The sequence below is a fragment of the Sphingomonas pokkalii genome (genome assembly GCF_003096275.1).
Lineage (GTDB): Bacteria > Pseudomonadota > Alphaproteobacteria > Sphingomonadales > Sphingomonadaceae > Sphingomonas > Sphingomonas pokkalii.
In genome coordinates, this window is the sequence record NZ_QENQ01000001.1 from 726,951 (window position 1) to 739,190 (window position 12,240).

Below are 12,240 nucleotides of genomic sequence, written 5' to 3' on the forward strand. Positions count from 1 at the left end.
AGGGATTATCCATCTTTTCGGTAGGTGTTCAGGAAGAAAAGATAGGGTGGCGCAAAGCGTGGGTAGGCAGCCGATGGTCAGGGCGTCGCAAGCGGCGCTTTGCGGGGGCGAAGCTTTTTCTGGGTACGCCGCTTGCGCCGCACAATAATAGCATAGAGTCTAGAAACCGCCCGCGCCGCCCGGCGTGCAACCTCTTGGAGTTGCCATGCGCTTGAAGACCTCAGCCCTGCTGCTTGCTGCTGCCCTCGCCTTGCCGGCGGCTGCACCGGCGCCTGACGCGCCGCCGCGCGTGCGCATCGCCAGCTTCGATGCGCTGCCCAAACCCTTGCCGCTGCCCTATGTCGAAACCGCGGACGCGGAAGCGGCGGTAAAGGCGGCGCGGGGCCGCGCGCTCCGCGGCAACAAGCTGTTGCTGATCGATCTGGGCGGCAATTGGTGCCTCGATTGCCGGCTGCTTGCGGGCACGATGGAATTGCCGGAGCTGAAGCGCTGGGTCGCCCGTCATTACGAGGTGGTGACGGTGGATATCGGCCGCTTCGATCGCAACATGCAGATCCCGGCCCGCTATGGCGCCGGCAAGACGCTGGAAGGGGTCCCCGCGCTGCTGGTCGTCGATCCCAAGACCGGCAGGCTCAAGAATGGCGGCAAGGTGTCGGCCCTGGCCGATGCTCGCAGCCTTTCGCCGCAGGCGCTGGCCGATTGGCTGGCGCAATGGGTGCGATAGCTGCCTTCTGGTCCGCCCGTGCGGGGCGGACCAGGGCCATGGTATCAGGGGCGGACGCCGCGCAGCCCGTTCAACACGGCGATGGCGGCGATCCCGACAAATGCGGCGCTGGTCCAGGGACGAGCCTTGGCAAAGCCCTTCGCCTTGTCGACGATCCTGCCCCCGCCCGAAAAATGTGCGCGGATATCGTCGGTCAGCGCAGTCTTGCGGTTCGATACGGGGGTGCTGGTCGCTTCGGTCATGCACGTCTCCTGTCGGGGCGATAGGCCCTTGCGGTGCATCAACGCATTGCCCGCGACCAGGGTCCCGTCCCCGCGTTCAGGCCGCCGGCTTGATCCAGTCGTGCATCGCCATCCAGCGGGCGAATTCGTCGAACCAGCCGGTGCTCGTCGTCTTCTTCGGATACATGCCGAAGCCATGCCCGCCCTGTTCGAACAGGTGGAACTCCACCGGGCGCTTGGCGGTGCGCCAGCTTTCGATCAGGCCGAACCCGCCATTGCCGAAGAAAGGATCGTCGGCGGCGATCGCGACGAACATCGGCGGCGCATCGGCCGGAACCGGCATCGCCGCCAGCGGGCCATAGACATTGCCGATAAAGGCGGGCTTGGCGTCGCCTCCGTGCATCGCCGTCGCGATGGTGAGCATCGCGCCTGCCGAAAAGCCGACCATGCCGATGCGATCGGGATCGACGTGCCATTCCGCCGCGCGGCGGCGGATCAGGGCAAAGGCGGCGCGGGCATCGGCGACCTGCGTCGCGATGCCGGCCATCATCGCCGCCGGATCGGGCCGCGCCGGCCGTCCGCCCGAAAAGCGATCGCGCATATAGCCTTCATAGGCGGCGAGATCCTGGGGTGACTGATTCAGCCGATACTTCAGCACGAAGGCGGCGACGCCTCGTGCCGCAAGCGCCTTGGCGACATCCCAGCCTTCATTCTCCATCGAGAGGGTGACGAAGCCGCCACCGGGCGCCACGACGACCGCGGTGCCGGTCGCCTTGGCGGGGTCGGGCAGGAACGGGGTCAGCGTGGCGACGGTGACGTTGCGGGCGAACACGCTGCCATATTGGCTGTGCCAGCTTTCGGCGGCCTTGGCATCGGGTAGCGGGCCGGTGCCGAGTTCGATGGCGCCCGGCTGGGCCGGCGTGGCGATCGGCGTCATCTTGTCTTTCTGGGCCAGCGCCATGCCCGGCAGGGCAACCGCAAGCGCGGCGGCGAAAAGCGGCACGTACACGCGTTTCATGCAAACCTCCCCTGGTCGTCGATTTTCGACTCGTTAGCGCTACCATATCGCGGCAAACGCGGAGGTTTGTCTACTGAATCCGATGCTGCACCGCGTCGTGCAGCATCGGATTGCAGGGTCAGTCGGCGAACAGCAGCACCGGGGTTTCCAGCAGCTTCTTCACCGCCTGGACGAAGCTCGCCGCATCCCAGCCGTCGACGACGCGGTGGTCGCAGCTGATCGACAGGTTCATCAGCTTGGCGCAGACGATGTCGTCGCCCTGAAAGATGGGGCGCTCGACGATCTTGTTCGGGCCGATGATCGCCACTTCGGGCCGGTTGATCACCGGCGTCGTCGCGATGCCGCCGAGCGGCCCGAGCGAGGTGACGGTGAGGGTGGAGCCGCTCAGCTCCTCGGACTTCGCCTTGCCGGTACGCGCGGCGTCGGCCAGGCGGGTGATCTCGCTGGCCAGTTGCCAGACGTTGCGGTCCTGCGCGTCGCGGATCACCGGCACCATCAGCCCGGCATCGGTCTGCGTTGCCATGCCGAGATGGACGCGGCCATGACGGGTGACCACCCCGGCCTCGTCGTCATAGCGGGCATTGAGCATCGGGAAGTCGGGCAGGGTGCGGCACAAGGCGACGATCAGGAACGGCAGCATGGTCAGCTTGGGGCGCTGGCCGCGATTGTCGTTGAGGTCGCCGCGCATCGCTTCCAGCGCGGTGACGTCGATCTCGTCGACATAGGTGAAGTGGGGGATGGCGCGCTTCGACGCGGCCATGTTCTCGGCGATGCGGCGGCGCATGCCGATCACCTTCACCGGCTGGTCCTCGCGGGCACGGGAGGCGTGCGGCGCGTGATAGCCCTGCGCGCTGCCATAGCGGAGGAAGGCGTCGAGATCGGCATGGCGGATGCGGTCGCCCTCGGCGGGCTTCACCTGCGCGAGGTCGATGCCGAGGTCTGCCGCACGGGCACGCACGGCGGGGGAGGCGAGGATCTTGGTCTCCTGCGCCCCCCCTCCCGCGTGCGGGAGGGGGCTGGGGGGTGGGCCCCCGGCATCCGCGGGTGCATCGCTGGTGGCGAGCGAGGGCCCACCCCCGGCCCCTCCCGCACGCGGGAGGGGAGCGCTGGGCGCAGCGTCCGTCGCCTCTTCAACCCCAGGATTTTCGGCCTCGACCTGCTCCTCGACCGGCGTCTCCGCCTCGGCCGCAGCCTCGACCTCGATCACCATCAGCGCCGAGCCGATCGGCACCTGATCCCCCACCGCGCCGGCGAGCTCGACCACCACGCCGGAGACGGGCGATTCCATCTCCACCGTGGCCTTGTCGGTCATCATGTCGGCGACCTGCTGGTCCTCCTCCACGCGGTCGCCGATCTTCACGTGCCAGGCGACGATCTCGGCCTCGGCAATGCCTTCGCCGATGTCCGGCAGACGAAAGGTGAAACGAGCCATGGGCGTCAGTCCTTGAGGAGGTTGTTGAGCGCCTCGCGGATCCGCACCGGACCCGGGAAATAGGCCCATTCGAGGCTGTGGGGATAGGGCGTGTCGAAGCCGGTGACGCGGGCGATCGGCGCTTCGAGATGGTAGAAGCAGCGCTCCTGCACCAGGGCCGAAAGCTCGGCGCCGAAGCCGGAAGTGCGCGTCGCCTCATGGACGATCATGCAGCGGCCGGTCTTCTTGACCGAGGCTTCGATCGCCTCGATGTCGAGCGGCACCAGCGTGCGCAGGTCGAGGATCTCGGCGTCGACGCCCAGTTCCTCGATCGTCGCGGCAACCACATGGACCATCGTGCCGTAGCAGAGGATCGTCACCGCCTCGCCCTCGCGCACGGTCGCCGCCTTGCCGAGTTCGACGCGGTAATAGCCTGTCGGAACTTCGCTCGCGGGGTGCGCGGTCCAGTTCTTGGCCGGGCGATCATAATGGCCGTCGAACGGGCCGTTATAGATGCGCTTGGGCTCGAGGAAGAGGACGGGGTCGTTGTCCTCGATCGCGGCGATCAGCAGGCCCTTGGCGTCATAGGGCGTCGACGGGATCACCGTCTTGATGCCGGACACGTGCGTGAAGATGCCCTCTGGCGACTGGCTGTGCGTCTGCCCGCCGAAGATGCCGCCGCCGTACGGAGAGCGCACCGTGATCGGCGCGGTGAAGTCGCCGTTCGAGCGGTAGCGCAGGCGGGCGGCTTCGGACACGAGCTGGTCGAGCGCGGGGTAGATATAATCGGCGAACTGGATCTCGGGCACGGGGCGCAGGCCATAGGCGCCCATGCCGATCGACACGCCGATGATGCCGATCTCGGTGATCGGCGTGTCGAACGCGCGGGTCTTGCCGTATTTGGCCTGGAGCCCGGCGGTCGCGCGGAACACGCCGCCGAAATAGCCGACATCCTCGCCCATCACGACGACCTGGTCGTCGCGTTCCATCATCACGTCCATGGCGGCGTTGATCGCCTGGATCATGTTCATGCGGGTCGTCGTCATGCTCCCTCTCCCCTTGTGGGAGAGGGAGGGAGCGGCGAAGCCGCGGAAGGGTGAGGGGGCGATTTGCGCATGCAAATCGCGCGCGGCTGCGCCGCGCTCACCCTCATCCAACCTCCGCTAGGCGGCAGAGCCGCCAAGCTGCGGTATCCTTCTCCCATCAAGGGAGAAGGTGTGAAGCCTACCACGCCGCTCATATGCCGGCCGCCTTGCGCTCGGCGATCATCTGGTCGCTCTGTTCCTTCAGGTGCCAGGGCATCTCCTCGAAGACGCCCTCGAACATGGTCTCGAACGGCTGGTGCATGCCGTGGCCGAGGATGCCGTTCTTCTCGGCCTCCTTCTGCGCGCGCTTCACCGTCTCGGCGAGTTCGAGGTCCATCGCCGCCTGGCGTTCCTCGTCCCATTCGCCGAGGCCGATGAGATGATCCTTCAGCCGCCGGATCGGATCGCCGAGCGGCCAGGCATTGGGCTCGCCGGCCGAGCGATAGGCGCTGGGATCGTCCGAAGTGGAGTGGCCCTCGGCGCGGTAGGTGAAATGCTCGATCAGCGTCGGGCCCTGGTTGGTCCGCGCGCGCTCGGCCGCCCATTGCGTTGCCGCATAGACGGCAAGCGCGTCATTGCCGTCGACGCGCAGCCCGGCGATGCCATAGCCGATCGCGCGCGCCGCGAAGGTGGTCGCCTCGGCACCCGCAAAGCCGGAGAAGCTCGAGATCGCCCACTGGTTGTTGACGACGTTGAAGATCACCGGGGCGCGATAGACGGTGGCGAAGGTCAGCGCCGAGTGGAAGTCGCCTTCCGCGGTCGAGCCCTCGCCGCACCAGGTGGCGGCGATGCGGGTGTCGCCGCGCGCCGCGCTCGCCATCGCCCAGCCCACCGCCTGCGGATATTGCGTGGCAAGGTTGCCGGAGATCGAGAAGAAGCCGGTCTCCTTCGACGAATACATGATCGGCAGCTGCCGGCCCTGTAGCGGATCGCCCCGGTTCGAGTAGATCTGGTTCATCATTTCGACCAGCGGATAGCCGCGGGTGATCAGGATGCCCTGCTGGCGATAGCTGGGGAAGCACATGTCGTCGCCGGCCATCGCCAGCGCGGCGGAAACCGACACGGCCTCCTCGCCGGTCGACTTCATGTAGAAGCTGGTCTTGCCCTGGCGCTGGGCGCGGAACATGCGCTCGTCGAAGGCGCGGGTCAGCGCCATGCTGCGCAGCATTTTGCGCTTCGCCTCGGCATCGAGCCGCGGATCCCAGGGGCCCACAGCATTGCCCGCGTCATCGAGGACGCGGACCAGGCCGTAAGCGAGTTCGTGGAAGCGATCGGCCGGCTCTGCGGTGTCCGGGCGGCGCGCGGCGCCGGCGGGGGGCACGACGAGATCGCTGAAATCGGCCTCGTCGCCGGGGCGAAAGCGCGGCTCGGGCACATGCAGCGATAGCGGCGGCAGGTTGGCGCGCGGGGCGTCCACCGTCATGGTCTCTCCATCAAAAACGGCCGTGTCGCCACGGACAACGCACGAACTCGAATTGCGCAACGCTGTTATAAAATTTCAACGCGCCTGTCGAGATGGGGCAGCAGGGCTGGCCTAAAAATTTGGGACATCGAGTCCGATTGACTCGCGCGCCAATTGGAACAAAATAGGAACGAACGAGTCGGACCTGTCATCAACCCCCGAGCGAGTCGCCGTGCCCGATCCTGCCACCCTCGACCAGTTGCGCGCAATGCTCAGCGCCATCGACGGCACCGGATTCCGTCGGCGCCCGGTGCTGCCCTTCGGGCTGGAGCGGCTCGATTCGAAGCTGGCGGACGGGGGGCTGCGGCTCGATGCGCTGCACGAGATTTCGGGCGCCACGCCCGATCTGACCGACGATTGCGCCGCCACCACCTTTCTCGGCGGAATCGCCGCGCGCTGCTGGGGGCCGGTGCTGTGGGTGGTTCGGCGGCGCGATCTGTTCGCGCCTGGGTTGGCGCAGGTAGGGCTCGATCCCAAGCGGGTGATCTATGCCGAGGCGCGCGACGACGACGAATTGCTCGCGATCATGGAGGAGGGGCTGCGCCATCGCGGCCTCGGCGCGGTGATCGGCGAGGTGAAGCGGCTCGCCATGCCGGCGACGCGGCGGCTGCAATTGGTGGCTGAGGGGGGCCGTACGATTGCCTTGCTGCTCAAGCGCCATGCCCGCGAAGGGAGCGATCCCTTGGGCGCGCCATCGGCGGCGGTGACGCGCTGGCGGATCGGCTGCGCGCCCTCGGCGCCGCTGCCGGTGGAGGGGGTCGGCCGGCCGCGCTGGGAGCTGTCGCTGGCGCGGCAACGCGGGGGGGAATCGTTCCAACTCTTGGTGGAGGCCTGCGATGCAACGGGTCGCTGCGCTCTTCCTGCCCCACTGGTCGCTCGACCGCGTGCGGCGGGCCGAGCGGCGCGCGCTGCCGCCGCCTGAGCGGGCGCACCAGGGCGCTGCTACTTTCGTTGCCGTCCCCCTTGCCGGATGTGCTGACGGCAGGATGGCGGATTCCGCCACTACCTGTGCTCCCCTCCCGCTTGCGGGGAACGCCGGCGACGAGCACCTCGCTTCCGTCCAAGCGCTCGCCGCTGCCGAACAGGAGGCTGCCTGCTCCGTCCAGCGCGGCGGCGGCTGGCGGCCGGGCGCGCGCTGGGCGCGGGCCGCGCGCGATGCTGCGATCGCGGCACTCCCGCCGCACCAGCGGCCGCCGCTGCGCGAGCTCGGCCGGCGTAGCGAGGCGGCGGACCATGCCTTCAAGCGGATGCGGCCCGACGAGGGCGGCGCGATGGCGGGCGGGGTGGCGCGGTTGCCGCTGGCGGCGCGTGCGGCTGCGCCGTCCGTTGCTGCGCCCACCCCATCCACCTCTACATCGTCATCCCCGCGAAGGCGGGGATCCATTCGCCGTGCCGTTGCGGCTCCAGCTTCGACCGATGAGTCAATGGATCCCTGCCTCCGCGGGGATGACGATGGGGGGCGGGGGGAGCGCGGGAGTCACCGGCGGACGTCCGTCGCGGTGGATGCAGCCGATGCGGATGGTCGCATCCTCTCGCGCCGCACCGGCAGCCGCAGCGAGGTCGCAGCGGCATGTCCGGCTGCGATGGCCGCGGGCATCCGCATCGGCATGGCGCTTACCCAGGCTCGCGCACTGGTGCCCGTCCTCCGCATCGACCCCGCCGACTCGGAAGGCGACCGTGCCGATCTCGAACGGCTGGCGCACAGCCTCGCCCGGCGTTGGTCGCCGAGCGTCACCCTCGCCGGCGACGACCTGCTGTTCCTCGACCTGACCGGCGTCGCCCATCTCCATGGCGGCGAGGCGCGGATGCTGCGCCGGCTGCACGCGCTGCTCGCCCGGCTGGGCTTCGCGAACAAGATCGCCGTCGCCGATACCCCTGGCGCCGCCTGGGCCTTCGCGCGCTTTCGCTCCGAGACGCTGCTGCGCTGCCCGCCCGGCGAGCATGGCGCCTGGCTCGCCCCGCTGCCGGTCGAGGCGCTGCGGCTGGAGGGCGATGCGCTAGACCTGCTCCACCGGCTCGGCGTCGACAGCATCGGCCAGCTCGCCGCGCTTCCCCGCGCGCCGCTGGTCCGGCGTTTCGGCACCACGATCGCCGCGCGGCTTGACCAGGCGCTGGGCCGTATCCCGGAGCCGGTCACCCCGGTCACCCCGCCCGAGCCGATCGCCGTCACCCAGCGCTTCGCCGAGCCGATCGCCACCCCCGAGGCGATCGCGCACTGGCTGGGCGATCTCGTCCACCGCCTCGCCGAAGCGCTGGCCGAGGCGGGGCAGGGCGCGCGCCGCATCGGGCTGGTCGCCGACCGCGTCGACGGCGTGCCGCAACGGATCGGCATTGGCCTCGCCCGCGCCAGCCGCGATCCCGCGCATCTCCTCCGCCTGCTCGCGCGCCGGATCGACCAGATCGAACCCGGCTATGGCCTCGATGCGATGACGCTGCATTTGCTGCGCAGCGAACCGCTCGGCGCGCTGCCGGTCGACGAGCGGCTCGATGCCGAGACGGTGCCCGATCTTGCGCCGCTGATCGACACGCTGGCGACGCGGATCGGCATGGCGCGGCTGTGGCGGATGCGGCCGGTGGAAAGCGACGTGCCCGAACGCTCGGCGGCCGCCCTGCCGCCGCTCGATCCGCCCGAGCGCGAAGCCCCGCCGATGAAGGCCGACGATGTCCGCCAGCTCGACCGCAATGCCCCGCTGCCGCCCTGGCACCCCGACTGGCCCCGCCCGATCCGCCTGCTCCGCCGGCCCGAGCGGCTCGACCATGTCGTCGCGGCCCTCCCCGACCAGCCGCCGCGCCGCTTCACCTGGCGCGGCGAGCGGCACGAGGTGGTCCGCGCCGACGGGCCCGAGCGCATCCATGGCGAATGGTGGAAGCGCGCCGCCGAGACGCACGCCACGCGCGACTATTTCCGCGTCGAGGACGAACGCGGCCGCCGCTACTGGCTGTTCCGCCAGGGCGATGGCGAGCGCAGCGTTACCGGCGATCTCAGCTGGTACCTGCACGGCCTGTTCGGGTGAGGCCCATGTATTCCGAACTCCAGGTCACCAGCCATTATTCCTTCCTGCGCGGCGCCTCCGCGCCATCCGAGCTGTTCGAGGCGGCGGCGGCCTATGGCATGCCCGCGCTCGGCATCACCGATCACAACAGCGTCGGCGGCATCGTCCGCGGGCTGGTCGCGGCGGAAGAGACCGGCGTGCGGCTGGTCACCGGCTGCCGGCTGGACCTGACCGACGGCAGCGGGGTGCTGGTCTGGCCCGAGGATCTGGCGGCCTGGTCGCGGCTCACCCGGCTGCTCAGCATCGGCAAGGCGCGGGCGGATGCGCAGCATGGCGAGAAGGGGCAGTGCTTCCTCCATTGGGAGGATGTCGCCGGCCATGCCGACGGCCTCATCGCGGCGCTGGTGCCCGGCATGGCGGACAATGGCGATCCGGCGGCGTTGCGCTGGATGGCGGATGTGTTCGGGGCGCGCGGCCATGTCGCGCTCACCCGTCATCGTCGCCCGCAGGAGGCGGTGCGGCTGCATGGGCTGGCAGAGGCCGCCGCGGCGCATGGCCTGACCCCGCTCGCCACCGGCGATGTGCTCTATCATCACCCCGACCGGCGGATGCTGCACGACGTGATGACCGCGATCCGCCACACCACCACCGTCGACGATCTCGGCTTCCGCCGCGCCCGCAGCGCCGACCGGCATCTCAAGCCCCCGCACGAAATGGCGCGCCGCTTCGCCGCCTGGCCCGAGGCGCTGCAGGCGGTGGAGGCAGTGGTCGAGCGCTGCAGTTTCTCCCCACGCGAACTCGGCAAGCTCTATCGCTACCCGGACGAAGTGGTGATGTCCGGCCGCAGCCCGCAGCAGGCGCTGGCCAAGCTCACCCGCGATGCGCTCGCCGTGAAATTCCCGGAGGGGCCGCCGCCCGCCTATGCCGAGCTGCTCGAGAAGGAGCTGCGGCTGGTCGAGACGTTCGGCTACGCGCCCTATTTCCTCACCGTCCACTCGATCGTCCGCTATGCCCGCGCGCAGGAGATCCTGTGCCAGGGACGCGGCAGCGCGGCCAATTCGCTGATCTGCTTCCTGCTCGGCGTCACCTCGATCGACCCGGTCGTGCACAAGCTCCTGTTCGAGCGGTTCCTTTCCGCAGACCGCAACGAGCCCCCCGATATCGACGTCGATTTCGAGCATGAGCGGCGCGAGGAAGTGATCCAGTGGATCTACGAGACCTATGGCGCGCGCCACGCCGCACTCACCGCGGTGGTCAGCCGCTACCGCACGCGGGGGGCGGTGCGCGAGGTCGGCAAGGCGCTGGGGCTGCCCGAGGACGTCACCGCCGGGCTGGCGGGGCAGGTCTGGGGCTGGTCGAACGAGGGGGTGAGCGAGGCCGATGCCGCCGCGCTCAACCTCGACGCCAGCGAACCGCGGCTGGCGCTGACGCTCGACCTTGCCCGTCAGCTGATCGGGACGCCGCGCCACCGCTCGCAGCATCCCGGCGGCTTCGTGCTGGCCCAGGCGAACCTGGACGAGATCGTGCCGATCGAACCCGCCGCGATGGTCGACCGGCGGGTGATCGAATGGGAGAAGGACGATATCGAGGAACTCGGCCTGATGAAGGTCGACATTCTCGGGCTTGGCATGCTCGGCTGCATGCGGCGGGCGTTCGATCTGCTGGAGCAGCACAAGGGGGTGCAGCTGACGCTCGCCTCGGACGCGATGCAGGAGGATGACCCCGCCACCTTCGCGATGATCCAGAAGGCCGATACGCTCGGCACCTTCCAGATCGAGAGCCGCGCGCAGATGTCGATGCTGCCACGGCTGAAGCCAAAGGTGTTTTACGACCTCGTCATCCAGGTCGCGATCGTGCGGCCTGGGCCGATTCAGGGCGACATGGTCCATCCCTATCTCCGCCGGCGCGAGGGGAAGGAGGAGGTCGAGTATCCGAGCGAAGAGCTCAAAGACGTGCTGGAAAAGACCTTCGGCGTGCCGCTGTTCCAGGAACAGGCGATGAAGGTCGCCATCGTCGGTGCCGGCTTCGAACCCGCCGAGGCCGATGCGCTGCGCCGGGCGATGGCGACGTTCAAGTCGACCGGCGGCGTCACCCATTTCAAGGAGAAGATGATCAGCGGGATGCTCAAGAAGGGCTACACGCAGGACTTCGCCGAACGCACCTTCAAGCAGATCGAGGGCTTTGGCAGCTATGGCTTTCCCGAGAGCCACGCGGCGAGTTTCGCCAAGATCGCCTATGCGTCGAGCTGGATGAAGTGCCACCATCCCGACATCTTCTGTGCGGCGCTGCTCAACGCCCAGCCGATGGGGTTCTATGCCCCGGCGCAGATCGTGCGTGACGCGCGTGAGCATGGCGTCGAGGTGCGCGCGGTGTGCGTCAACGACAGCGACTGGGATACGCGGGTGCTGGGCCGATCCTGCCCGCCTGCGCTCCCCTCCCGCCTTCCCCTTCGCCTCGGCATGCGGGTGGTGCAGGGCCTGTCCGCGCGCGATGCCGATGCGATCCTCGCCGCCCGCGCCGAGCGGCCCTTCGCCTCGATCGAGGACGTCTGGCGCCGCGCCCGCGTCTCCCCCGCCGCGCTGGAGAAGCTCGCCCAGGCCGATGCGTTCCGCTGCTTCGGGCAGGACCGCCGCCAGTCGCTCTGGGCGATCAAGGCGCTCGATCAGGCGCCGCTGCCGTTGTTCGCCGCCATTGAAGGCCCTGTCCAGGCCGCCGAACCTGCGGTGACGCTCACTCCCCTCACCGCCGGCCGCGAAGTGGTGGAGGATTACCGCGCCACCCAGCTGAGCCTGCGCGCGCATCCGCTCCACTTCCTCCGCGGCACGCTGGCGGCGCGGCGCATCCGCCCGTGCGGGGACCTCAGGGCGCTCAAGGACGGCGCGCGGGCGGAAGTGGCGGGCATCGTGCTCGTCCGCCAGAAGCCGGGCAGCGCCAAGAGCATCTTCCTGACGCTGGAGGACGAGACCGGCATCGCCAATGCGATCGTCTGGCCGGCACGCTTTGCGCTCTATCGCCCGATCATCCTCGCCGCGCCGATGATCTCCGTGCGGGGGCGGCTCCAGCGCGAGGGCGAGGTGTTGCACCTGATCGCCGAGACGATCACCGACCTCACCGAATTGCTGCGCAGCGTCGGCGCACGCGACCTGCCGCGGATGACGATGCCCGGCGACGGCGCGACGCATGGCGGCACGATCGATTCGCGCGACCGCAAGGTCACCCGCGCGCAGGATCCCGCCCCCGCCTATCCCAAGCAGCGCACGCCCGAGAGCTGGCCCTCCCGGCGCGAGGACATCATCCCGATCAAGTCGCACGATTTCCACTGATGG

At 69.2% G+C, this 12,240-nt stretch carries 9 protein-coding genes; 4 read left to right on the top strand and 5 right to left on the bottom strand.

Annotation, left to right across the window (positions count from 1 at the left end):
- Positions 1–205: 205 nt before the first annotated feature.
- The gene (locus tag DD559_RS03435) at positions 206–724 is read left to right on the top strand and encodes a thioredoxin family protein (RefSeq protein ID WP_116467955.1); all 519 of its coding nucleotides are present in this window, start codon (positions 206–208) and stop codon (positions 722–724) included.
- A 44-nt stretch (positions 725–768) separates the two neighbouring features.
- Here the strand turns inward: DD559_RS03435 and DD559_RS03440 are convergent, their stop codons facing one another.
- The 5 genes from DD559_RS03440 to DD559_RS03460 all read right to left on the bottom strand — a co-directional run bounded on the left by DD559_RS03440 (position 769) and on the right by DD559_RS03460 (position 5,882).
- Positions 769–966 carry a hypothetical protein gene (locus DD559_RS03440; RefSeq protein WP_116467956.1) on the bottom strand — a complete coding sequence of 66 codons (198 nt, stop codon included), beginning with the start codon at positions 964–966 and terminating at the stop codon, positions 769–771.
- A 76-nt stretch (positions 967–1,042) separates the two neighbouring features.
- On the bottom strand, positions 1,043–1,963 hold the full coding sequence (locus DD559_RS03445) for an alpha/beta hydrolase (RefSeq protein ID WP_116467957.1): 921 nt from the start codon (positions 1,961–1,963) through the stop codon (positions 1,043–1,045).
- 118 nt (positions 1,964–2,081) lie between these two features.
- Positions 2,082–3,395, bottom strand: coding sequence for a dihydrolipoamide acetyltransferase family protein (locus DD559_RS03450; RefSeq protein WP_116467958.1), 1,314 nt, complete (start codon positions 3,393–3,395; stop codon positions 2,082–2,084).
- Between the two features lie 5 nt (positions 3,396–3,400).
- Complete coding sequence (locus DD559_RS03455) at positions 3,401–4,405, bottom strand: alpha-ketoacid dehydrogenase subunit beta (RefSeq protein WP_116470684.1); 1,005 nt, start codon at positions 4,403–4,405, stop codon at positions 3,401–3,403.
- Between the two features lie 205 nt (positions 4,406–4,610).
- Entirely contained in the window at positions 4,611–5,882 is a 1,272-nt protein-coding gene (locus tag DD559_RS03460) for a 3-methyl-2-oxobutanoate dehydrogenase (2-methylpropanoyl-transferring) subunit alpha (RefSeq protein ID WP_116467959.1), read from the bottom strand.
- A 247-nt stretch (positions 5,883–6,129) separates the two neighbouring features.
- On the opposite strand from DD559_RS03460, the gene DD559_RS03465 reads away from it, so the two are divergent.
- From DD559_RS03465 to DD559_RS03475, 3 genes are all read left to right on the top strand, one after another.
- Positions 6,130–6,843, top strand: coding sequence for an ImuA family protein (locus tag DD559_RS03465; RefSeq protein WP_116467960.1), 714 nt, complete (start codon positions 6,130–6,132; stop codon positions 6,841–6,843).
- 64 nt (positions 6,844–6,907) lie between these two features.
- Complete coding sequence (locus tag DD559_RS03470; protein ID WP_240610099.1) at positions 6,908–8,935, top strand: Y-family DNA polymerase; 2,028 nt, start codon at positions 6,908–6,910, stop codon at positions 8,933–8,935.
- A gap of 5 nt (positions 8,936–8,940) precedes the next feature.
- On the top strand, positions 8,941–12,237 hold the full coding sequence (locus DD559_RS03475; protein WP_116467961.1) for an error-prone DNA polymerase: 3,297 nt from the start codon (positions 8,941–8,943) through the stop codon (positions 12,235–12,237).
- Positions 12,238–12,240 lie beyond the last annotated feature (3 nt).

Coding starts and splice junctions, on each gene's coding strand:
- DD559_RS03435 (WP_116467955.1), top strand. CDS start 206: ATGCGCTTGAAGACCTCAGCCCTGCTGCTTGCTGCTGCCCTCGCCTTG.
- DD559_RS03440 (WP_116467956.1), bottom strand. CDS start 966: ATGACCGAAGCGACCAGCACCCCCGTATCGAACCGCAAGACTGCGCTG.
- DD559_RS03445 (WP_116467957.1), bottom strand. CDS start 1,963: ATGAAACGCGTGTACGTGCCGCTTTTCGCCGCCGCGCTTGCGGTTGCC.
- DD559_RS03450 (WP_116467958.1), bottom strand. CDS start 3,395: ATGGCTCGTTTCACCTTTCGTCTGCCGGACATCGGCGAAGGCATTGCC.
- DD559_RS03455 (WP_116470684.1), bottom strand. CDS start 4,405: ATGAACATGATCCAGGCGATCAACGCCGCCATGGACGTGATGATGGAA.
- DD559_RS03460 (WP_116467959.1), bottom strand. CDS start 5,882: ATGACGGTGGACGCCCCGCGCGCCAACCTGCCGCCGCTATCGCTGCAT.
- DD559_RS03465 (WP_116467960.1), top strand. CDS start 6,130: ATGCTCAGCGCCATCGACGGCACCGGATTCCGTCGGCGCCCGGTGCTG.
- DD559_RS03470 (WP_240610099.1), top strand. CDS start 6,908: ATGGCGGATTCCGCCACTACCTGTGCTCCCCTCCCGCTTGCGGGGAAC.
- DD559_RS03475 (WP_116467961.1), top strand. CDS start 8,941: ATGTATTCCGAACTCCAGGTCACCAGCCATTATTCCTTCCTGCGCGGC.